Genomic DNA, 21,549 nt, shown 5'->3' on the forward strand with positions numbered 1-21,549 from the left:
CGGGGGGGGGTCCGCCCGGGGCGGGTGCCCGGGGGGGGGCGGCGGTCCCTTGGCCCCCTACTCAAAATTTTGGCCGGCGGGGGCTTTGGTGCCCCCCCGCGGCACTAGACGTCGAGCCCGGCCTCGATGCGCTTGAGGCCGTGCCGGGCGAGCGCCAGGTTGGCACGCGAGCGGTCCAGCGCCAGGTAGAGGAAGAGCGAGCCACGGCTGTGGGCCAGCGGGCGGATCAGGTGGTACTGGGTGCCGAGGGTGATCAGGATGTCCTCGATGACATCGTCGATCGACAGCGCGGCGAGGGCGCGTATCTTCGCACGAACGACCTCGGTGTTGGCGGCCGCCGCGACCTCCAGATCGAGCTGCTGCCCCCCGCCGAGGAACCCGAGTGACATACCGCTCTCGTAGTCGGCCACGGCCACCCCGATGGCACCCTCGATGGCCATCGCGTCCTTGAGTGCGTCGTCAATGTTCATGCGCTGTTCGTCCTTTGCGTGACTTCCGGGCAGAACTCCCGTGTGTAGGAACAAAGTAGCAAGAAGTCACCATCGGTGGTCACCTCGTGAATTGGTGGAATAAAGTACGCTGCCAGGTGTTCAGAACGTGAAGGGGTACTGGTGCGTGCACTCGAAGCATTCCTCTCCGATGTGCTCGGCTCCCCCGGGGTGGTCGGTGCCGCTCTCGTCGACGCCGTCACGGGCCTCGGCTACCAGTCCGCCGGGGAGCACCGGCTGCTCGGGACCGGGGCCGAACTCGCCGAGCTGGCCAACCTGATCGGCGAGCGGCTGCACGAGGCCGGAGCGGAGGGTGAGTTGGAGAGCCTGGTGGTCACCAGCACCCGCCATCACCAGGTCGTCCAGGTGGTGTCCCGGCAGGGCGACCCCCTGCTGCTGGCCACCGTGCTGGACCGGGAGCGGACCAACGTGGCACTGGCGATCCGCCAGACCGCCGACCACGCACGGGACTTCCTGGCATGACCGACCCGGTCCACGACCCGGCCCAGCCCGGACGGCCCGTCACGCCTGCGGCACGCAACGTGCCCGCGCTGCTGCTCGCGCTGCGCCGGACGGGGTTCACCGGCTCGGTCATCGTCTCCAGCGCACCGGGCGGCACGATCCACCTGGAACAGGGGCTGATCACGGCGATCGAGACCCCTGGGGCCCCGACCGCCGAGACCCTGCTGCTGAAATCACGGCGCGTCGGCGAGGTGGCGTGGGCGACCGCCGAGACGGCCGCGTCCGCCGCCCGCCCGAGCGGCGCTCCCGAGGCCTGGGGCGGCGACCTCGGTGCGGCCCTGGTGGCCCAGGGGGCGATCGGCGCCGCCGAGCTCGAAGCCGTCTGCACGGCAGCCGCCTTCGACGGAGCCTTCGCCCTGGTGCTGAGCCCGCCCGGCAGTTGGGAGACGGCCGAAGCGGCGCCGCCCGCCAGGATCGCACTGCGTCCCGGGGTCGAGCCGAAGCGGCTCTTCGAGGAAACCGCCCAGCGGCTGGCCCTGCTGACCCGTCTCTGGGGCCCGCCCGGCGAGCTGGCCCGCACCCGGATCCGACCGGCCGCCCGGGCCGAGTCCGAAGTGCTGCGGATCCCGGTCCGCTACCGGGAGATCCTGGGCGCCGCCACCGGCCGACGCACCGCCCGCGACATCGGATTCGCCCTGGGGCGCGGCATGTTCGCCGTGCTGCTCGACGTCGCCCGGATGGACGCCCGGCACCTGCTCCACCGGGAGCGCGCGCACCCGACCACCACGGCACCGAGCGTGGCCCCGCGCACGCCGCCGAGCGAACCGCTGCCGGCCGGGACCGGGCCGCTGCCGCGCCGCGTTCCCGCCGGACGCGGCCCGGGAAGCCCCGGCGGCCCCGGCGGCCAGGGCTCCCGATCCGAGGGAGCGGCGGGCGCTCCCAACGATCCACCGAACGCACACCGTGCCTAGGGCTTGGACGACCGTGCCGGCCTTGACGACTTTCACGACCACGAAGAGCGAGAAGAGCGCACCATGAGCAGCCAGACACCGACCGCCGTGCTGGTCGACGAGTTGAAGTCCCTCCGTGACCGGGTCATGGGCATCTCGGAGAGCGTCATCTCCACCGCCGACGGCCTGCTGGTGGCCGCCGACACGGCCGCCGTCCACGCCGAGTCGGCCGCCGCCCTGTCAGCCGCCATGCTCGGCCTCGGCCGGCGCACCGCGGCCGAGGTCGGCGTGGGCGGCCTGCGCGACGTGGTCACCCGCTGCAACAGCGGCTACGTCGTGGTGCTGGCGATCGGCGAGCAGGCACTGCTGATGATCCTGGGCGACGAAGGCCTCGACATCGCCGGCCTGCACCGCGAGTCGCCCGCCACGATCCGCCGGCTGAGCGAGCTGCTCGGGATGGTCCCCGCGCTCTAGTGCCGCGTCCCGTGAGGTTGGGGATGCGGCTGCGCCCGGATCGTGATCGGGGACCCGAAGGCGCCTTCCGCACCGGGACGACGAGGCTTGTCCACGGTCTCCGCCGGCCCGGCAGGAAGGCACCTTCCCCGTCCGCACCACCGGGTCGCGTGCCCGGCCCGTCCTCTCCACCGACGGGCGCGGGGTGGTCGACCACGGCCGGGTGCGGCGGGTTCAGGCCGTGGCGGCCGGTAGGGCGGCGAGGGTCGCCCGGAGGTTGTACTCGGCGATCGCCTTCATCCCCTCGCGGTGCGGGAAGTCGCCGTCGAGGAGGCGGAGCGGGCCGGCGACGAGGGAGAGCCGCATCGCCAGGGCGTAGAGGGCCAGCCGCTGCTCGTCGAGGCCCGCCGAGGGGAGCCGGTGGTAGTGCTCGTCGAAGCGGATGCGCAGGAAGGCGTGCTCCCACTCGACGTCGAAGTACATCAGCCCCTCGATGTCGATCAGCACCGGCTCCCCGGCCCGGTCCACCAGCACGTGGTCGGGCCCGAGTTCGCCGTGCACTAGCCGCCCTGCAGCTCCGCCGGCCGGCCATGCCGCCCACCCCAGCCGGAACGGGCCTTCCCCTTCGAAGAGTTGGCCGAACCCCGGTCAGCCGGCCGGGTGCGGGGCGTACCGGGCGAGCAGGAGGTCCACGCCGGAGGTGACCAGGTCGGTCAGCCGGGCGTCGGCGAGTTCGGCACCGGGGGCGAAGGTGCTCATCAGCTGCGGGAGGCCGAGGGTGACCGCCACGAGCTGCTGGACGGCGAGCTCGGGGTCGGGGGTGGCGAGCCTGCCGAGGCCGTTCAGTTCGGCGAAGGCCTCGGTCAGCGGGCCGTTGATCATGTCGTAGCTGACCCGGTACCAGAGCTGGCCCAGCTGCGGGAAGCGTTCCGTCTCACCGATCACCAGCCGGCGCAGCGACATGATGTCGGGGCGCAGCAGGACGCGGGCCCACGCGGCGGTGAGGTCGATCAGCGCCTCCCGCAGGTCGGGGGCCCGGACGATGGTGGCGGTGCAGGATTCGAGCCCGGCGTACGTGCTGGGCAGGATGCCCCCGATGACGGCCAGGAACAGCCGCTCCTTGCTGCCGAAGTGCTTGTAGATGGTCGCCTTGGAGACGCCGGAGCCGCTGGTGATCGCGTCCATGGAGGCGGCGGAGTAGCCCTCGGCCAGGAATTCGGCGAGCGCCGAGTCGATGATCGCCTGGCGCTTGCGCTGGGCGGCGTCGGTGGGGTCCGGGATGATCGGGATGCCGTATTCGTCTGTTGCGTCCGCTGCGCCGACTCCCATGACGGTGTCCTCTTGGTTCTGGTCCGAGGGTGGGGGGTTTTCTCAGTATATGAACTGAACGGTTCGGTACGCAAAAACACCAAACCTGGACGTACCCGAAGGACGGGGCACCCTCACAGCGGCAGTCGACCCATCAACCCGAGGCTGAAGTCCCGCTGGGCCTGGTGCAGTTCGGCGACGGTGTTCATCACGAAGGGCCCGCTGCGGGCGACCGGCTCGCCGATCGGCTCACCGGCCAGCACCAGGACCTCGGCCGGCCCGCCCGGAGCCTCGACGGTGAACCGCTCGCCGTCCCGGGCGAGCACCGCGAGGTGGCCGTCCGGGAGCTGCGCGTCGGGCGTGGCGGCCTCGCCGGACATGACGTAGAGCATCGCGTTGTGCCCGGCGGGGGCGGTGAACTCGGCGCGCGCGCCGGCGGCGAGGCGGGCGTGCACGACGAGGACCGGCGTGTGGGTGGCGAACGGGCCGGTGACGCCGTGGGTGCTGCCGGCGATGACGGTGAGTTCGGCGCCCTCACCGGCGGCCGCCACGGGGAGGTCGCCGGGCTCGGCGTTCTGGCTGCGGGGCGGGGTGCCCTTGAGTGCGGCCGGCAGGTTGACCCAGATCTGCAGCATGTGCTGGAGACCGCCCTCGGCGAGGAACTCCTCGGTGGGCAGGGCCTCGTGGACGATCCCGGAGCCGGCGGTGAGCCACTGCACGCCGCCGCTGCGAACGACGGCGCGGTGGCCGCGGGAGTCGGCGTTCGCGATGTCGCCGGCGATGACGTACTGGATCGTCTCGAATCCGCGATGCGGGTGCGGCGGGGCGCCCTTGGCCGCGCCCGGGGCGAGCTCCACCGGCCCGACCTGGTCGACCATCAGGAAGGGGTCCAGGAACGGGAGTTCATCGGTGGGGAACGGACGGCGGACCGGGAAGCCCGCGCCCTCGTAGGTGTGGAAGGGGCGGACGACTCGAACGGTGGACCGCGTGGCGGCGGTGGCGGTGGTCATGGATCGAATGAACTACACCATTCAGTTCACTGTCGAGACTGAACCGTTTGGTTGACACATTGAACTAGGCGGTTTAGTTTTCTCGGGGTCGGAGCCGCCCGGCCCGCCGGACGACCGACAACTCCCGTCCCGCACAGCCCTTCCGAAGGAGTCCCACCATGGCCACCGCCCGGATCCTCGCCATCTCCGGCTCGCTGCGCGCCGACTCGCACAACACCCAGCTGCTGCGCGCCGCCCGGAAGTTCAACCCCGGCGGCCAGGAGATCGAGATCTACGAGGGCCTGCGCGACATCCCGCCGTACGACCAGGACCTCGACACTCCCGAGAAGCGGCCGGCCGTCGTCAACGACCTGCGCCGCCGCGTCCTGGCCGCCGACGGACTGCTGATCGCCACCCCGGAGTTCAACTACTCCATCCCCGGCGTCCTGAAGAACGCCCTCGACTGGCTGAGCACCGACTGGACCAGGACCGAGGGCCTGCCGCTGCACCGCAAGCCGACCGCGATCCTCGGCGCCGCGCCGACCAACTTCGGCACCGTCCGCGCCCAACTGGCGCTGCGCCAGGTCTTCGTCTGGACCGAGAGCGACATCGTGGTCAAGCCCGAGGTCATCGTCTTCCGCTCGCACGAGCGCTTCGACGCGGAGGGCAACCTCACGGACGAGACCACCATCGGACTCCTCCAGGACCTGCTGAAGGCACTGCAGGCCAAGATCGACGCCAACGCCGGACGCTGACCGCCGGGCACTGCCTGCCGGGCGCCGACCGCCGCCGCCCCGGCGCACCCGGACCGCGCACCCGGACCGCGGGGCCGGCCGCCCCCCGTGGTGGCGACCGGCCCCTCGGTCCGTTCCCGCTCCTGCTCCTGCCCCTGCTCCCGCGACTACTGCGCCTGCAGCTGCTGCACCAGGCCAAGCCGGTCGATGACGGCGTGCCGCTCGCTGATCCGGTCACCGACGAAGCGGAACAGGGCGAACGCCTCCATGCTCACCCGCCTCCCGGTGGCCGGGATGTCCATCAGCGGGCCCGAGTGGGTGGCCGTCATCCGCCAGCGGACGACCACGTCCTCGCCCTCCCCGAGCAGGTCGAGGATCTCGAACGACGGGTCGGCGTGGGTGGCGTGCACCTCGCGGATGGCGTCCTTGAAGCCCTGCGGGCCGCGGACGTTCTGGTGCCGGCCCTCGCTGGTGACGAAGTCGGCGGTGAACAGCTCGTCGGCGATGTCGAGGTCGCCCTCCTCAAGTGCCTTGTAGAGACGGCGGACCGCGTCCTTGCGGAACTCGACGGTGGTCATCATTCCCCTCCCGGATCGGATTACTGAGTCATCCATCAGTAAGTTAGCATCTTCCTGAGCGATTACTCAAGAAGAATCCGAGCAGACCCGGGCGGCCTCCGGGCGGTTCGGGAAACGGAGGCAGGACGTGACCCAGGCGCGACGCGGTCGACCCTCGACCGGGGTGCGGGAGGCGGTGCTCAAGGCCACCGAGGAGGTCCTCGGGGAGGCCGGACTGGCCCTGTCCACCAAGGAGGTCGCGCGCCGGGCGGGCGTCGCGGAGTCGAGCATCTTCTACCACTTCGGGGACCGGCTCGGGCTGCTCCAGGCCGTCGTCGGCCTGCACCTGCCGGTGTTCTCCGACGCCACCGCCCTGCTGGGCCGGACGGAGCCCGGCGGCGACGAGCCCGCCGCCGACCTGGTCGCCATGCTCACCGGCCTGGAGCGCTTCTACTTCGGGATCATGCCGATCCTCGGCGCCGTCCAGTCGGACCACCAGCTGCGCGGACTCCTCGCCGGGCGCGACGGCGAGATCGGGCCCCACCTCGCCCTCGGGCCGGTCGGCGACGCCCTGCGCGCCCAACAGGCCGCCGGCCGGCTCCCGGGCGGCCTCGACCCCGCCGCGGGCGCCCTCCTGCTGATCGGCGCCGCGTACCAGCGGGCGCTGCACCGCTACCTCCTGGACGACGGCGAGGCCGCCGCGCGCGTCCTCCCCCCGGTGGAGGCGGTCGCCCGCACCCTCCTCCCGGCGTTCCGGTAGCGGGCCGGGGCACCCCCGGACGCACGGCGCCCCCGGTCGGAACCCGACCGGGGGCGCCGCCTCACCGCGGTCTACGGCGCGGGGAAGCTGTTCTCGTCGACGTCGCTGGTCTTGGCGTTCCCGCCGACCGCCGGCTGGAGGGTGATGGACCAGGAGACGTAGGTGCGTCCGGTCTCGTAGGCCATCGTGTCGTCGAACTTACTGAAGTCGCAGTTCTGGGTGAAGGCCTTGATCGTCGGGTCCCAGTCGACGCCACCGGAGAAGTAGACCTCGTAGGTGCCGTCCTCGATGCCCTCGATCGAGGCCTTCTTGCCCTTGCCGACGTACACCGAGTGGACCGACTTGCCGTCCTTGGCGAGCGAGACGACGGCGTCGGCGCTGCCGCCGTTGTCCACGTTGAGCTTGCCCTGGCCCCTGAGCCGGCCCTCGCGGACCATGGTGCCGTTCTCCAGCGAGCGGCTCTGCAGCGGACCGGTCTGCGGGGCGGCGAAGGTCGTGGCGTACCCCGCGGCGGTCATCTGGGCGAGCGCGGCGGGGATGGCCTTGAGGCCCTCGGACTGGCCGACCTCGGCCAGTGCGGCGCTGGTGGCGCAGACGCCCTTCTTCTTGATGTCGGAGCGGACCTTGGTCAGGTCGGTGGAGAGCTGGTTGAGGGCCACCACCAGCTGGCGCCGGGCGGTGCCGATGGTCGCCGGCTCGCGGGCGCTGGTCAGGCCGGAGCCGGCCGCGTTCGCCGCGGTGACGGCCTCCTGGAGGGCGGTGGAGAAGGCGTCCAGGCTCGCGGAGGCGCTGAGCTTGCCGAGTGCGGCGTTGACCGGGTCGATGTAGCCGGTCAGGGTCGGGCCGTACGGCGGCACGGTCGGCGTCGGACTCGGCGTGGGTGTCGGGCTCGGGCTCGGCGAGGACGCGGTGGTGGCGGACGTCCGGTCGGGCGGCGCGTCCGCACCGCTGGATCCGCTCGACCCGCCGCCCGAGCAGGCCGCCAGCAGGAGTGCGCTCCCGGCCGCCAGGCCCGCCTTGGTGAAGGACTTCATTACCGCCCCCGGTGATCTCTCATGTACGCAGCGTGCAGTTCCCCGCCGACATGATCCCGAGCGGAACGGACGCGGTCAACAGGGCGTACAAGAGGCGCATTGGAGCGCGTAAGGGGGCGCATGGAGCGCGCGGCCGCGTCAACTACGATCGGCAGGTGCTCAGCCTCACGGGACTTCCCCTCCAGATCATCGCCTCCGTCGTCGCGATCGTCGTGTTCGCCGCCACGATGTGGCTCTGGCCGAGATTCGGCGGGCGGAGCTGGAAGTCCTGGCTGGGCCGGATCGGCGCCTTCCTGGCCACCCAGCTCGCGGTCCTGGTGGCGATGGGCCTGATCGCCAACGGCTACTTCGGCTTCTACAGCTCCTGGAGCGACCTGCTCGGCACCAACGGCAAGCCGGGCACGGTGGTCGACCACCAGCCCAGCGCCGCCGGGGCCCTCTCCGTCACCGGTGAGAAGAACATGTACTCGGCGCAGGGCTCGGCCCGCGAGCGGTCCGGGCTGATCCAGGAGATCGCCGTCAAAGGAGTCACGAGCGGACTGAGCAGCGACGCGTACGTCTACCTGCCCCCGCAGTACTTCCAGCCGGATTACGCGCAGAAGCGGTTCCCGATGGCCCTGGTGCTGGCCGGCTACCCGGGCTCGGCGGAGAAGCTCATCTCGCTGATGCAGTACCCGGCCTCCGCGCTCACCGCGATCGAGCAGCAGAAGCTTCCGCCGACCGTCCTGGTCATGATGCGCCCGACGCTCTCCGGCAACCGCGACACCGAGTGCATGGACATCCCCGGCGGCCCGCAGGTGGAGACCTTCTTCACCAGCGACCTGCCCAAGGCTCTCGCCACCACCTACCGGCTCGGCTCCGACCCGGCCTCACGGGCCGTCATCGGCAACTCCACCGGCGGCTACTGCGCGCTGAAGTTCGCGCTGCGCAAGCCGGACGCGTACCGCTCGGCGATCTCGCTCTCCGGCTACTACACCGCGCCGATCGACGAGACCACGGGCGACCTGTTCGGCGGCAACGGCCGGCTGAAGCAGGAGAACGACCTGGTGTGGCGGCTGAAGAACACCCCGGCCGCGCCCGTCGCGCTGCTGCTCGCCACCAGCTACGACGAGAACAACTACGACGGCACCCAGGCCATGGTGGGCGCGTTCAAGGCGCCGACCAAGCTCTCCACCATCACCCTGGACACCGGCGGGCACAACTTCCACACCTGGACCCGGGAGATCCCGCCCGCACTGGAGTGGCTGGGCAAGCAGTTGACGGTGCCCCAGTCCGCCTGAAGCACCCGTCCGGGCGCTGCCCCCGCGAGATCACAGGCAGCTCCTAGCCCGGTCTCACGGTCCTCTCAGCCGCACGGCCGAGCGTGTCCTCCATGACCACGACCAGCTTCTCCCCTCCGGCCGGCGAACCGTGGCCCGAGGCCGCGAACTACCCGCCGCCGGAGGTGCCGCAGCCGGCGCCGGCACCTCCCGCCGACGAGCCCTTCCCGACCCTGCCGCCGCCGCCCGCCGGTCCCAAGGGCCCGGCGTCCTGGGCCGGGCGGCTGCGGACCCTGCCGGCCCGCACCTGGCACGGGCGCCAGGACGACCCGGCCTGGGTGCGCCCCTCGCTGCTGGCCCTGCTGGCCGCGACCGCCGTCCTCTACCTGTGGGGCCTGAGCGCCTCCGGCTGGGCCAACTCCTTCTACTCGGCGGCCGTCCAGGCCGGCAGCCAGAGCTGGAAGGCCTTCTTCTACGGCTCCTCCGACGCCGGGAACTTCATCACCGTCGACAAGCCGCCGCTGTCCCTGTGGCCGATGGCGCTCTCCGCCCGGCTCTTCGGGCTCTCCTCGTGGTCGGTCCTGGCCCCGGAGGCGCTGATGGGGGTGGCCACCGTGGCCACCGTGTACGCGGCGGTGCGCCGCCGCTTCTCCCCGCTCGGCGGCCTGGTGGCGGGCGCGGTGCTGGCACTGACCCCGGTGGCGGCCCTGATGTTCCGCTTCAACAACCCGGACGCGCTGCTGGTGCTGCTGCTCGCGCTCGCCGCGTACGGGCTGCTGCGGGCCACCGAGACCGCGAGCACCCGCTGGCTGGTGTTCACCGGGGCGATGCTCGGGCTGGCCTTCCTCACCAAGACGCTCCAGGCCTTCCTCGTCCTGCCCGCGTTCGCGCTGATCCACCTGGTGGTCTCGCCCGCGGGCCTCGGGCGGCGGATGCGCCAACTGCTGCTCGCCGGGCTGGCGATGGTGGTCTCCGGCGGCTGGTGGGTGGCGGTCGTCGAACTGGTGCCGGCCTCCGCCCGCCCCTACATCGGCGGCTCGCAGGACAACAGCTTCCTCTCCCTGACCTTCGGCTACAACGGCTTCGGGCGGCTCAACGGCAACGAGACCGGCAGCGTGGGCGGCGGCCGGCTCCCGGCCGGCGCCGAGGCCCCGCCGGGAGGCGGCCGCGCCATGGGCGGCGGCTGGGGCGAGACCGGGATCACCCGGCTCTTCGACGGCGACATCGGCGGGCAGATCGCCTGGCTGCTGCCGGCCGCGCTGATCCTGCTGGTGCTCGGCCTCTGGGCGACCCGCCGCTACGCCCGGACGGACAGCGCCCGCGCGGCCTTCCTGGTCTGGGGTGGCTGGCTCCTGTGCACCGGGCTGACCTTCAGTTTCATGTCCGGCATCTTCCACCAGTACTACACGGTGGCGCTCGCCCCGGCGGTCGCGGCGCTGGTCGGCATGGGCGTGGACGGCCTGTGGCGGATGCGGCACCGGCTGCCCTACGCGGCGGTGCTGGCCGGGACCCTGGCGGTGACGGCGGTCTGGGCGTACGTACTGCTCGGGCGCAGCTCGCAGTTCCTGCCGTGGCTGCGCTGGGCGGTGCTGGTCGGCGGCCTCGCGGCGGCGCTCGCGCTGCTGCTGGCCGGCCGGCTGGCGGGCCGCGCGGCCGCGGCGGCCGGGCTGGTGGGCCTGGCGGCGGCGCTGGGCGGACCGGCGGCGTACGCGGTGGACACCGTGGACACTCCGCACACCGGCTCGATCGTGACGGCCGGTCCGGCGGTCGCGGGCACGGGCTTCGGTCCGGGCGGCATGCGCGGCGGGGGCGCTTTCGGCTTCAACGGCCAGGGCCAACCCGGTGGGCAGGGCTTCCCGGGCGGTCAGGGCTTCCCCGGGGGCCAGGGTTTCCCCAACGGGCAGGACGGCGGCCCGAACGGCGGCCAGGACGGCCAGGGCCGCCGACCCGGCACGGGCACCGACGGCAGCACCGGCACCGGCACCGACGGTCGGCAGGGGCGCGGCACCATGGGCGGCCCCGGCGGGATGGGCGGCATGGGCGGTCTGCTCAACGGCGCCACGGTGGGCAGTGAGGCGGCCGCCGCACTGCGCCAGGACGCCGACCGGTACACCTGGGCCGCCGCGACCAGCGGCTCGCAGAACGCCGCCAGCTACCAACTGGCTTCCGGCGTACCGGTGATGGCCCTCGGCGGCTTCAACAGCAGCGACCCGTCGCTCAGTCTGGAGGCCTTCCAGCAGCTGGTGAAGGAGGGCAGGGTCCACTGGTTCATCGGCGGCAACTCGCGCCGGGCGGCCGGCGGCACCACCGAGGGCGGCACCATCGCAGGCGCCACCCCCGGTGGCGGCGGGGCCCAGGAGTCGCAGACCGCGCAGATCGCGAGCTGGGTGGAGAGCCACTACACCGCGAAGACGGTGGGCACCACCACGCTCTACGACCTGACGGCCGCCCCCACCTCGTAGGGCCGACAGGGCCCCGTACAGCCCCAGGGCCCCGAGCACGCCGGAGGGGGCGCACCGCAGCGGTGCGCCCCCTCCGGGCGTCAGTGGTACCAGTGGTGTCACCAGTGTCACTGGCGCCAGTGGCGTCAGTGGCGTCAGTCGCTCTGGCAGCGCGTCCCGGCGGCCGGGACGGTGCCGTCCACCAGGTAGGCGTGCACCGCGGTGCGGATGCACGCGCTGTGGCCGTAGCCGGTGTGGCCCTCGCCCTCCCGGGTCAGCAGCACCGCGTGGCCGAGTTCGGCGGCCAGGCTCTCGGCCGAGGCGTAGGGGGTCGCCGTGTCACCGGTCGATCCGACCACGAGGATGGTGGCGTCGCTCCTGGACGCGATCGGGTGCGCCTTCTCGGTGGAACGGAACGGCCAGACGCGGCAGTCCGGGTCGAACAGGGCGAAGTTCGGGTCGTGCCGGGTGAACAGCGGGGCCTTCGCCGCCAGCCCGGCGTACGCGGCCTGCAGCGCCTCGCCGGTCGGCACCTCGGTGGCGCCGTCGGCGCAGTGGATGGCGGTGTAGGCGTCGACCGAGCCGCTGTAACGACCCTCCTTGTCACGGCGGTTCGCGCTGTCCGCGCGCGCGAGCAGGTAGTCGCCCTTGTCCCGGACCATCGCCCAGCCGATGTCGTTGCGCAGCGACTCCCAGCCCTGCTCGTCGCCGTAGAGGCTGTCGACCATGCCCGTCCAGGCCGCGCTGGCGGTGAGCTTGCGCCCGCTCGACGTGGTCAGCGGCTTCGCCTTGAGGCCGTCGAGGAAGTCGGCGAGCTTCTCGGCGGCCTTGGCCGGGTCCTTGCCCAGCGGGCAGACGCTCTTGGTGGCGCAGTCGGCGGCGAAGGCCTTGAGCGAGCGCTCGAACGCCGCGTACTGCGCGATGTTGTGCTCGACCAGCGGCAGGGCCGGGTCGACGGCGCCGTCGAGCACCAGCCGGCCGACCCGGTCCGGGAACTCCTCGGCGTAGAGGCTGCCGAGGTAGGTCCCGTACGACAGGCCGAGGTAGTTGAGCTTCGGGTCGCCGAGGACGGCGCGCAGCACGTCCATGTCGCGGGCGGTGTTGCGGGTGCCGATGAAGGGCAGCAGCGTGCCGAACCTGGCCTGGCAGGCGTCGGCGAGGACCTTGCCGTGGTCGGTGCCGGGGGTGTCGGTGGTGACCCACTCGTCCCGGGTGCGGTCGTCCAGGCAGTTCAGCGGGGTGGTGAGCCCGACACCGCGCGGGTCGAAGCCGACCGTGTCGAAGCGGTCGTGGAGCGGGCCGTCGAACTGCTGCGGGTTGTTCTTGACCATGTTGACGCCGGAGCCGCCGGGCCCACCGGGGTTGACCAGCAGGGAGCCGACCCGCTGGTCCTGCTTGGCGGCGAGGACGCGGACGACGGCCACGGCCATGGTGTCGCCGGCCGGGTTCGCGTAGTCCAGCGGGACCTTGAGCGTGCCGCACTGGACGACCGGCCCGTCGGCCTTGCCGGCCGCCGGGGCGTCCGCGCACGGCGCCCAGGCGATCTGCTGGCCGTAGAACGGCTTGAGTGCCGGGGCCGCCTCGCCGGTCGGCGCGGGTGCCGGGGTGGACGCGGTGACCGGGCTCGGCGCGGTGGCCGGGGTCTGCGCGGTGGTCGGAGCCGGAGCCGGGGTCGTTCCGGCGAAACCGGCCGGCGACGGTCTCCCGGGGGCCGCGCCGGTGGATCCGGCCGAACCGGTGCAGCCGGCCAGGAGGGCGGCAGCGACAGCGACGGCGACGGGCAGGGCGTGCCGGGAGAACCGGGTGGTCTTGGAGTGCACCGCACACGAATATCACCCGGTCATCACACCGGTCATATCGTCATCGACACAGGAGGAGCGAATAGGGACAAAGGATGACGGAACGTTTCCTCAGCCGCCGCACTGCTGGAGCATCGCCTTCTTGTCGGCCTCGGTGACCGGCAGTTGGTACTTCAGCGAGACCTGGGCGAAGCGGACGGCGTACGAGCAGCGGACCGCGGTGTTCGCGGGGAGCCAGGCGGCGGGGCCGGAGTCCCCCTTGGAGGCGTTCTGCGAGCCGTCCGCCGGGATGAGGTTGAGCGGGTCGTTGGCGATCTGGACCCGCTTGGCCTTGTCCCACTTGGAGGCGCCCATCTGCCAGTCGTAGGAGAGCGGCATGACGTGGTCGATCTGGATCTTCGAGGCCTGCTGCTTGGTCCACTGGACGGTCTTGCCGGTGTACGGGTCGTAGATGCTCATCGCGGTGACCACGCAGCTCGAACCGTCCTTGTGCTCCAGCAGTCTGCCGTCGCGGGCGAGCAGGTCGTTGCGGGTGTCGCAGTTGTTGCGGCCGCCGGGGACGCCGTCCACGCTGTCCGTCCAGGCCGGGCCGAACTCGTTGCGGTCGTAGCCGTCCTTCGGGCCGCCGGCGGCGGTGGCGACCCTGGCTATCAGGTCGCGCCCGGTCTTCTGGTCCTCCGGCGAGGTCAGCGGCGCCAGGCCGGGCCTGGTGCCGTCGGGGTTCTGCAGCGGGCTGGCGCCCACGTCCCCGGCGGCCGCGCCGGTGCCCGACGACGGCTTGGCGGCCCCGCCGGAGCAGCCGGCCAGCGCCAGGGTGGATATCAGGAGGACGGCGGCGGCGGACACGGTGGTGCGGCGGGCGGGCACGGAGGACTCCCGGGCTGGGGGGCGGCTGACGGCGACCCAGCAGACCAGCCGCCCCACACCACGTCAAGGCGGCGCAGCGGGGAGTGTTCCGGCATGTCGAAGCTCACACCGCCCGGCGGCCCGCGCCCTCGACGGCCCGCACGCTCAGGAACCCGCGCCCTCGACGGCCAGCGCGCTCAGGAACCCGCGCCCTCGACGGCCAGCGCGCTCAGCTCGCGGGCCACCTCGGCGAGGACGGTGTCCAGGGGCGTGGCCGAGACGCCGAGCACCTTCTCGGTCCGGGCGGAGTCGAGCAGCAGCGGACGGTAGAGCAGATAGCCCATCTCGACCACCTCGGCGAGGATCTCGTCGCCCTGCGCCAGCTCCGCCAGCTCCGCGGCGCTCAGCGCGGTCAGCCCGGCTTCCGGCGCGCCCGCCGCCCGCGCCAGCCGCCGGGCCACCTCGCGCGCCGAGGCCTCGCTGGTGCTGGGCACGTGCCAGGCCCGGCCCCAGGCCTCGCCGTTGCGGGCGGCCGCGGCCAGGGTGGCGGCCACGTCGCCGAGGTACGTCCAGCTGTGCGGGGCGTCCAGGTCGGCGGGGTACCCGGCCGGTTCGCCGGCCACCACGGCCGGGGCCGCCATGAGTTGGAACAGCGAGCCGGCGCCGGCGCCGAGGTAGTCGCTGGCCCGGACCTCGGTGGCCCGCACCCGGCCGGCGGTGTGCGCGGCCAGCGCGTCCTCCCAGAGCGCGGCCCGCAGCGTGCCCTTGCGGCTGGTCGGCGCGAACGGCCGCTGCTCGTCGATCCGTCCGTCCACCGGGCCGTAGCCGTAGACGTTGCCGAGCATCACGTACCCGGCGCCGGTGCGCTCGGCGGCGGTGAGCAGGGCCGCGGCGAGCGGCGGGAACTCCGGGAGCCAGCGGTGGTACGGCGGCGCGGCGCAGTTGACCAGGGTCGCCGCGCCCCCGGCCAGGGCGGTGAGGCCGTCGGCGTCGACGGCATCGGCGGCGATCCGCTCGATACCGGGGTGCTCGGGGCCGGTGCCGCGCCGGGTGACCAGGCGGACCTGGTCGCCGGACTCGGCGAGTCGAAGGGCGGTGGCGGTCCCTGCGGGGCCCGCGCCGACGACGACGTGGAAGGTCATGGGGTGCTCCGGCTCATCGGGTCTCTGTCGCGGCGCCGGGTCGCGCGCCGCCGTGATCCACTCTGCGGCCGGGTACCGGCGTGAAACAGTGGCGGTGTTGCCAAGGTTCCGGAGGTTCTGGCCATGCCACCGCACGCGGCCCATCGGATCACGGTCGTGGCCGTCCCGCCCGTGACGACCTTCGACCTGTCCATCCCCGAACTCGTCTTCGCCGCCGCCGAGGTGGACGGCCGCCCCGCCTACGAGGTGCGGATCTGCGCGGCCGAACCGGGCCCGCTGGCGTCCACCGGCAGCCTCCGGGTGCTCGTCCCGCACGGGCTGGAGGCGCTCGACGACGCGGACACCGTGATGGTGACGGGCTCCGGCTCGCGCGCCGACGCCGACGAGCGGGTGCTGGCCGCGCTGCGCGCGGCGGCCGGGCGGGGTGCCCGGATCGCCTCCATCTGCACCGGCGCCTTCGTCCTCGCCCAGGCCGGCCTGCTGGACGGGCGCAGCGCCACCACGTACTGGGTGCAGGCGGGCGCCCTCGGCCACCGCTTCCCGTCCGTCCGGGTGCGGCCGCAGGCGCTGTTCGTGGAGGACGGGCCGGTGCTGACCTCGGCCGGGCTGACGGCCGGCATCGACCTCTGCCTGCACATGGTGCGCTCCGACCACGGCGCGGCGGTGGCCAACGCGGTGGCCCGGCTGGCGGTGGTCTCGGCGGTCCGGGACGGCGCCCAGGAGCAGGCCCTGCCCTCGCCCGTGGCGGCCGCGGACGGCTCCTCGCTGGCCGCCACCCGGGCCTGGGCGCTGGAACGGCTGCACGAGCCGTTGACCCTGGCGGAGTTGGCGGACCACGCGGGGGTCAGCGTGCGGACCCTGAACCGCCGGTTCCTGGCCGAGGCCGGGGCGAGCCCGCTGCAGTGGCTGCTCACCCAGCGGGTCGAGCTGGCCAGGGAGCTGCTGGAGGCCTCGGACCTGTCGGTGGAGCGGATCGCCGGGCGGACGGGCTTCGGCGGCCCGGACTCGCTGCGCCGCCACCTGCTCCAGCGGGTGGGGATGACGCCGCGCGCCTACCGGGCGCACTTCGCCCGGCCGGCCCGGGCCTGAGCCGCCCGCCTCCCCGCACCCGCACCCGCACCCGCACCCGCCGAACCGGCCGCACCCGCCGAACTAGTGCCGCGTCAGGCAACTTTTGCCCGTCAAGGAGCGGCGTCCGGTGCGTGCTATCGGCGTGCCGGCCGGAAGCCCTCGTACTGGACGTACTCGGGCTTTCGGCCGGTGCGGCGAGAGTGCGTGCCGGGCGTCGCGACGGGGCGAAGGTTGCCCGACGCGGCACTAGCCGCCGATGGCGGACATCGGGCGCTCGGGCCGGACGAACTCCGCCGAGCCGATGTCGTGCCCGGGGCCCTTGCGGGCGATGGTGCTGCGCCAGGCGTCCTCGATCCGGTCGTCCCCGGCCCCGCCGCGCAGCAGCGCACGCAGGTCGGACTCCTCCGTGGCGAACAGGCAGTTGCGCAGCTGTCCGTCGGCGGTGAGGCGGACCCGGTCGCAGCCGCCGCAGAACGGGCGGGTGACGGAGGCGATCACGCCGATCACGGTGTCGGTGCCGGCGATCCGCCACTCCTCGGCGGGCGCGTTGCCGTGCCGGCCGACGGGGACGAGCTCCCAGCGGGTGCCGAGGACCGCCAGGATCTCGTCCGCGGTGATCATCGTGCCGCGGTCCCAGGCGCCCTGCGCGTCCAGCGGCATGGACTCGATGAACCGCATCCGGTAGCCGTGCCCGGCGGCGAACTCGACCAGGTCGAGGATCTCGTCGTCGTTGACGCCGCGCACCGGCACCGCGTTGACCTTCACCGGCGCCAGTCCGGCGGCCTGGGCGGCGGCCAGTCCGGCGAGGACGTCGGCGATCCGGTCGCGCCGGGTGATCTCGGCGTACCGCTCGGGGCGCAGGGTATCCAGGCTGACGTTCACCCGGTGCAGTCCGGCCCGGTGCAGGGCGGTGGCGGTGCGGGCCAGGCCGATGCCGTTGGTGGTGAGCGAGACCTCCGGGCCCAGCTCCGTGATCCGCCCGACCAGCTCCGGCAGCCCGCGCCGCAGCAGCGGTTCGCCGCCGGTGAGCCGCACCGAGGTGATGCCGAGGCGCCGCACCGCGATCCGCACGAGGCGGACCACCTCGTCGTCGCCCAGCACCTCGGCCTTGGGGAGCCAGTCGAGGCCCTCGGCCGGCATGCAGTACGTGCAGCGCAGGTTGCAGCGGTCGGTGAGCGAGACCCGCAGGTCGGTGTGGACCCTGCCGAAGCGGTCCAGCAGCGGGCGCGGTGCGGTGTTCATCGACCCAGTACAGGGGCAGCCGCCCGGAAGATCCAGCGGCCGAACCACCGGGGAGCCGCCGCGACCTGCGGCTTCGCCTTGTGGATTCGTACAACTGTGGCTTCCTACGGCTGCGCGGCGGCGCCCCGGCCGGGCAGGCTGGGCGTATGGAGATCCAGGAGGGACCGGTCGTGGCGCTGGTGCTGGCCGCCGGGGGCGGGCGGCGGCTCGGCGGACGGCCCAAGGCCCTGCTGCCCTACCGGGGCCGGCCGCTGGTGGAGCACGCGGTGGCGGTGGTGCGGGCGGGCGGCTGCGCGGCGGTGACGGTGGTGCTGGGCGCGGCCCGCGAGCAGGTGCGGGCCGCGGCCGAGCTGCCGGACTGCCGGCTGGTGGACAACCCGGACTGGGCGGGCGGCATGGGCTCCTCGCTGCGGGCCGGGCTGGCCGCGCTGGCGCCGGAGGCCTCGGCGGTGCTGGTGATGCTGGTGGACACGCCCGGGGTGACCGCGGCGGCGGTGGCCCGGCTGCTGGCCGCCCACCGGGCGGGCGCGGAGCTGGCGGCGGCGGCGTACGGGGGGCGGCGCGGGCACCCGGTGCTGATCGGTGCCCGGCACTTCGCCGAGGCGGCCGCAGGGGCGACCGGCGATGCCGGCGCGCGCGCTCTGCTGACGGCGCACGCCGCCGAGATCGCGCTGGTGGAGTGCGCCGATGTCGCCGTGCCGGACGACCTGGACACCCCGGCCGACCTGGCCCGCTGGGCCGTCACCTGACAGTCCCCGGTCATCCGCCCGATCGCCCCGGCCGGGTGGCGTACGCCGCCTCCTCCTCGCCGGGGAGGGATCGGCCGCATACCCCTGATCTGTCCCTGAGGATTGCTCCATTCCGCGCCGCGGCCCCCGCGTTTCGGGGAGCATGGGATCCGACCCCACGCCCCGACTCGAACGGACGGTGCTCGCGATGTCCGGACTGCCCGACGACTTCACCGGACGCGACCCCGCGCACAGCGCCCCGGGGGCGGGCGGTGGCGCCCGGGCGATCCGCTGCCCGGCCTGCCGCCGGGAGCACCTCTACGAACCGCCCTCCCTGCCCTGCCCCTGCGGCGCCTCGCTCAAGGTCCCGCTGCTGCGCGGCGGGGTGCCGGTCCAGGTGCGGTTCCGCTCCTGGGAGGACTCCTGGCTGAACATGCGCTGCCCGCACTGCGGCCGCTCCGACCAGTGGCCGCAGCCCGAGTTCACCTGCAACTGCGGCGCCACCGTCCGCCTCCCGGTGGACCGCACCACCCGCCTCGGCGGCAGCGCGACCGCCGGCCCGCTCGGCGTCAGCGGCCCGCAGGGCTCCCGCCCGAACCCCGCGCACCCGCTGGGCGCGCCCGTCCCGGCCCCGCCCGGCGGCTCCGGCACCACCGCCACGCCCTGGCGGCGGCGCGCGCCGTTCCGCCCGCACCCGGTCCGCACCTCGCAGGATGCGGTGTTCACCGCCGCCCGCTACCTGGAGTGGCTGGGATTCGAGGACCTGGAGCTGACGGAGGCCCAGGAGCGCGACGGCGTCACCCTGCTGGGCAGCCGGATGGTCGCCCAGGTGGACACCTGGACCGAGCCGGCCGACGTGAAGTCGGTGGAGTGCCTCTGGCTGCAGACCCTGCACGCCGAGGAGATGGCCGCCGCGATGTTCACCCTGGCCGGCTACTCCCACCAGGCCACCGTGCGCGGCGAGCAACTGCTGGTCGCCCTGTTCAGCCTGGACCTGGCGGGTGTCCCGCAGCCCGCCAACGGCGCCGCCGAGGCCCTGATGGAGACCGGCTGGACCTCCTGAACCCGCCACCGACGGCCGGAAACCGCCTGGACCAAAAGCCGCCGGACGGCAAGAACCTGCGCTCGTGATCTGGTGCACAAGCTCACCCCCGTGTTGAATTGCCGCCACAGTGCGGGCCTTGGGGCAAGTCCCGTGGCCCTGCTGGATGGCGCACACAAGGAGGTGGCGTTGTCAGAGCACGGATTGGGCCCGGGCGGCGGGGACGGGCTGGGGCGGGCCGTGCCGCAGGAACCGGGGGACACCGTCTGGCGGCTGCGGTCCCGGGCATGCTGGCAGGAGGCCGCGGAGCTGTTACGCCCGGCCGCCGAGCGCGACCCGACGGCGGCTCTCGGACGGGCCGAACTCCTCATCGAACAGTGTCTGTTCACCGCTGCCCACTGGACCCAGGCGGAGCAGGCGCTCCGGCTGGCCGAGGCCGTGGTGACCAGCACCGAGCAGCGTGCGGCGGCGTCCTGCGCACGCGGCTTCCTGGCGTACGTGGCCAGCGTGCTCGGCCCCCGCGACCGGCTGGACGAGGCCCAGGCCGCCCTCGGGCGCACCTCGGCGCTGCTGCCGCCGGACGCCCCCGGCCGGCCGCTGCTGGACTTCCGCCGGGGGCTGGTCGCGGAGAACCTGCAGCGCGACCCGACCGCCGCCTGGATCGCGTACCGCCGGGCGCACGAGGCGGCCGGCGAGCGCGGGGACGAGCTGTTGCGCTCCTCCACCTGGCGGCACCTGGCCGCGCTGGCCCTGGCCTCCGGGGACCACGACCGGGCCCGGGAGGGGTTCGACGCCTCACTGCGGCTGCGCGAGCAGCTCGGCTTCACGGTCGGGGTCGCACCGGCGCTGGCGGCGCTGGCCGAGGTCTCCGAACCCGCCGAGGCGGCACGGTTGCGCGCCGAGGCGGCCCGGCTCGTACAAGCGCTCGGCGGCGTACCGGTGTGGCTCGCGCGCCAGCTGAGCGCGCTGCGCACGCCGGGCGCTCCCCCGGACGGACGCATCGAGCGGGAGGCCCGGGGAACTATCAGCTAAGGTGAGCCTAACCTGGCCGGGGTGAGCAGCGCCCCGGCCGGGTTCGCCTTGCCGTTCCCGGGCTCCGCCAGGCCCGCTCCGGCCGGGCCCGCCCTGGGCGCAGTCCGCTCCGGCCGGGTCGGACGGGCCGGTCCGCGCGGGCTCCGGTCGACCCGATGGGGCCCGCACCATGACCGTGAGCAGCACCCGGCCCGGCCCCGCGCCGCCCGCCGCCGTCCCCGCCGCCACCGCACCCGCCGCCGCCCCCACGCCCTGCACCGCGAGCTATCGCCGGATCGGCGAGCTGTTCCCCGCCCTGCGGGTGCGGTGCGCCCCGCCGCGCAGCGGTGACGGCTGGATCCCCGGCGCCGCGCTGCTGACCGACCCGGACGCCCTGCGCGAGCTGATCGCCCACGACGCCCGGCAGGGCCTGGCCCAGTACGGGCGGCCGCTGCGACCGGACGTCGCGGCCGGCTTCGGCCTGCACCGCTACTGCTGGTCCACCGCCCTGCTGTTCACCCTGCCGTGGTTCCTGGAGCGCCGGGTGCCGCTGCTGAGCCCCGAGGCGGTGTCGGTGCGCCGCCGCACCGGCGAGCTGACCGTGCTGCCGGACGCCTTCGCCTGCCTGCCCGACGATCCGGCCGCCGGCCTGCCCGGCGCCCGGGCGGTGCCCGACGAGGCCGGGCTGGAGGCGCGGCTGCGGGCCGCGCTGACCGGGTACCTGACGCCGGTGCTGGCCGCCTTCCGCCCCGAGGTGCGGCGCGGCACGCGCACCCTGTGGGCGATGGCCACGGATGCCGCGGTCGAGGGCCTCTGGTACGTCGCCGGGCTGCTCGGCGAGGAGGACCGGGCACGCGCCGAGCTGTCCGCCCTGTTCGCGCCGGACTGCGCGCCGCTCACGCCGGGCGCGGGCTTCACCCTCGACACGCCCGATGCCTCGGGCACCGGGCGCGCGCGGGCCAGCTGCTGTCTCGTGTACACCGTCCGGCCCGAGACCATGTGCGGCGGCTGCCCGCGCGTCACGCGGGGTTGACCGAATCCGGTGCGGAACGGGGCGTGGAAAGCCCGGAATTCCGGGAAATAGCCACCCTTATTAAATACGACGATGCGATTGCTCCCTCGTCAGAAATCCTCCTACTCAGCGCATTGACGGCGAATCAGCCATTCCCCGGCCGAGCATCCGCCATGATGGTCCCCGCCATCACGACGCAGGAAAGCGAGGCTGGTCCAGGC

General features: G+C 73.8%; 21 protein-coding genes and 1 pseudogene. 12 read left to right on the forward strand and 10 right to left on the reverse strand.

The window, feature by feature from the left end; all coding sequences use genetic code 11:
• Nucleotides 1-104: 104 nt before the first annotated feature.
• Entirely contained in the window at nt 105-470 is a 366-nt protein-coding gene (locus ACFVVX_RS22445) for a hypothetical protein (RefSeq protein WP_387948216.1), read from the reverse strand.
• 141 nt (nt 471-611) lie between these two features.
• On the opposite strand from ACFVVX_RS22445, the gene ACFVVX_RS22450 reads away from it, so the two are divergent.
• From ACFVVX_RS22450 to ACFVVX_RS22460, 3 genes are all read left to right on the forward strand, one after another.
• On the forward strand, nt 612-971 hold the full coding sequence (locus tag ACFVVX_RS22450) for a hypothetical protein (RefSeq protein WP_387948218.1): 360 nt from the start codon (nt 612-614) through the stop codon (nt 969-971).
• Entirely contained in the window at nt 968-1,921 is a 954-nt protein-coding gene (locus tag ACFVVX_RS22455; RefSeq protein ID WP_387948220.1) for a hypothetical protein, read from the forward strand. The genes ACFVVX_RS22450 and ACFVVX_RS22455 overlap by 4 nt, the downstream gene beginning before the upstream one ends.
• A 63-nt stretch (nt 1,922-1,984) precedes the next feature.
• Nucleotides 1,985-2,374 carry a roadblock/LC7 domain-containing protein gene (locus ACFVVX_RS22460; RefSeq protein ID WP_387948222.1) on the forward strand — a complete coding sequence of 130 codons (390 nt, stop codon included), beginning with the start codon at nt 1,985-1,987 and terminating at the stop codon, nt 2,372-2,374.
• 213 nt (nt 2,375-2,587) lie between these two features.
• On the opposite strand, the pseudogene ACFVVX_RS22465 reads toward ACFVVX_RS22460, so the two are convergent.
• The 3 genes and pseudogenes from ACFVVX_RS22465 to ACFVVX_RS22475 form a co-directional block, all read right to left on the reverse strand.
• Nucleotides 2,588-2,917: pseudogene (locus ACFVVX_RS22465) on the reverse strand (aminoglycoside phosphotransferase family protein); the annotation flags it as partial.
• Nucleotides 2,918-3,001: 84 nt separating this feature from the next.
• Entirely contained in the window at nt 3,002-3,682 is a 681-nt protein-coding gene (locus ACFVVX_RS22470; RefSeq protein ID WP_387948224.1) for a TetR/AcrR family transcriptional regulator, read from the reverse strand.
• 113 nt (nt 3,683-3,795) lie between these two features.
• Complete coding sequence (locus ACFVVX_RS22475) at nt 3,796-4,671, reverse strand: pirin family protein (RefSeq protein WP_387948226.1); 876 nt, start codon at nt 4,669-4,671, stop codon at nt 3,796-3,798.
• 158 nt (nt 4,672-4,829) lie between these two features.
• On the opposite strand from ACFVVX_RS22475, the gene ACFVVX_RS22480 reads away from it, so the two are divergent.
• Nucleotides 4,830-5,405: an NADPH-dependent FMN reductase gene (locus tag ACFVVX_RS22480; RefSeq protein WP_387948228.1), complete on the forward strand. Its 576-nt coding sequence runs from the start codon at nt 4,830-4,832 to the stop codon at nt 5,403-5,405.
• Nucleotides 5,406-5,551: 146 nt separating this feature from the next.
• Here the strand turns inward: ACFVVX_RS22480 and ACFVVX_RS22485 are convergent, their stop codons facing one another.
• Nucleotides 5,552-5,965: an ester cyclase gene (locus tag ACFVVX_RS22485; RefSeq protein WP_387948230.1), complete on the reverse strand. Its 414-nt coding sequence runs from the start codon at nt 5,963-5,965 to the stop codon at nt 5,552-5,554.
• 124 nt (nt 5,966-6,089) lie between these two features.
• Between ACFVVX_RS22485 and ACFVVX_RS22490 the strand changes: the two genes are divergently transcribed.
• Nucleotides 6,090-6,701 carry a TetR/AcrR family transcriptional regulator gene (locus tag ACFVVX_RS22490; RefSeq protein ID WP_387948232.1) on the forward strand — a complete coding sequence of 204 codons (612 nt, stop codon included), beginning with the start codon at nt 6,090-6,092 and terminating at the stop codon, nt 6,699-6,701.
• 71 nt (nt 6,702-6,772) lie between these two features.
• On the opposite strand, the gene ACFVVX_RS22495 is transcribed toward ACFVVX_RS22490, so the two are convergent.
• On the reverse strand, nt 6,773-7,735 hold the full coding sequence (locus tag ACFVVX_RS22495) for a hypothetical protein (protein ID WP_387948234.1): 963 nt from the start codon (nt 7,733-7,735) through the stop codon (nt 6,773-6,775).
• 155 nt (nt 7,736-7,890) lie between these two features.
• On the opposite strand from ACFVVX_RS22495, the gene ACFVVX_RS22500 reads away from it, so the two are divergent.
• A complete protein-coding gene (locus ACFVVX_RS22500; protein ID WP_387948236.1) occupies nt 7,891-9,015 on the forward strand; it encodes an alpha/beta hydrolase in 1,125 nt (374 codons plus the stop codon).
• Nucleotides 9,016-9,107: 92 nt separating this feature from the next.
• Entirely contained in the window at nt 9,108-11,456 is a 2,349-nt protein-coding gene (locus ACFVVX_RS22505; RefSeq protein WP_387948238.1) for an ArnT family glycosyltransferase, read from the forward strand.
• Nucleotides 11,457-11,590: 134 nt separating this feature from the next.
• Here the strand turns inward: ACFVVX_RS22505 and ACFVVX_RS22510 are convergent, their stop codons facing one another.
• The 3 genes from ACFVVX_RS22510 to ACFVVX_RS22520 form a co-directional block, all read right to left on the reverse strand.
• Nucleotides 11,591-13,255 carry an alpha/beta hydrolase gene (locus ACFVVX_RS22510; protein WP_387948240.1) on the reverse strand — a complete coding sequence of 555 codons (1,665 nt, stop codon included), beginning with the start codon at nt 13,253-13,255 and terminating at the stop codon, nt 11,591-11,593.
• Nucleotides 13,256-13,345: 90 nt separating this feature from the next.
• Entirely contained in the window at nt 13,346-14,101 is a 756-nt protein-coding gene (locus ACFVVX_RS22515; protein WP_387948242.1) for an HNH endonuclease family protein, read from the reverse strand.
• Nucleotides 14,102-14,277: 176 nt separating this feature from the next.
• The gene (locus ACFVVX_RS22520; protein WP_387948244.1) at nt 14,278-15,222 is read right to left on the reverse strand and encodes an NAD-dependent epimerase/dehydratase family protein; all 945 of its coding nucleotides are present in this window, start codon (nt 15,220-15,222) and stop codon (nt 14,278-14,280) included.
• A gap of 123 nt (nt 15,223-15,345) precedes the next feature.
• On the opposite strand from ACFVVX_RS22520, the gene ACFVVX_RS22525 reads away from it, so the two are divergent.
• Nucleotides 15,346-16,311 carry a GlxA family transcriptional regulator gene (locus ACFVVX_RS22525; RefSeq protein ID WP_387948246.1) on the forward strand — a complete coding sequence of 322 codons (966 nt, stop codon included), beginning with the start codon at nt 15,346-15,348 and terminating at the stop codon, nt 16,309-16,311.
• Between the two features lie 228 nt (nt 16,312-16,539).
• Here ACFVVX_RS22525 and moaA read toward each other — a convergent pair whose 3' ends face one another.
• Entirely contained in the window at nt 16,540-17,535 is a 996-nt protein-coding gene (moaA, locus tag ACFVVX_RS22530) for a GTP 3',8-cyclase MoaA (protein WP_387948248.1), read from the reverse strand.
• 146 nt (nt 17,536-17,681) lie between these two features.
• On the opposite strand from moaA, the gene ACFVVX_RS22535 reads away from it, so the two are divergent.
• The 4 genes from ACFVVX_RS22535 (at nt 17,682) to ACFVVX_RS22550 (ending at nt 21,349) form a co-directional block, all read left to right on the forward strand.
• Entirely contained in the window at nt 17,682-18,284 is a 603-nt protein-coding gene (locus tag ACFVVX_RS22535; RefSeq protein WP_387948250.1) for an NTP transferase domain-containing protein, read from the forward strand.
• Nucleotides 18,285-18,426: 142 nt separating this feature from the next.
• A complete protein-coding gene (locus ACFVVX_RS22540) occupies nt 18,427-19,326 on the forward strand; it encodes a hypothetical protein (RefSeq protein WP_387948252.1) in 900 nt (299 codons plus the stop codon).
• A gap of 168 nt (nt 19,327-19,494) precedes the next feature.
• Complete coding sequence (locus tag ACFVVX_RS22545; protein ID WP_387948254.1) at nt 19,495-20,337, forward strand: hypothetical protein; 843 nt, start codon at nt 19,495-19,497, stop codon at nt 20,335-20,337.
• Between the two features lie 169 nt (nt 20,338-20,506).
• A complete protein-coding gene (locus tag ACFVVX_RS22550; protein WP_387948256.1) occupies nt 20,507-21,349 on the forward strand; it encodes a (2Fe-2S)-binding protein in 843 nt (280 codons plus the stop codon).
• Nucleotides 21,350-21,549: the final 200 nt, after the last annotated feature.

It is taken from the genome of Kitasatospora sp. NPDC058170 (assembly GCF_042883905.1).
Lineage (GTDB): Bacteria > Actinomycetota > Actinomycetes > Streptomycetales > Streptomycetaceae > Kitasatospora.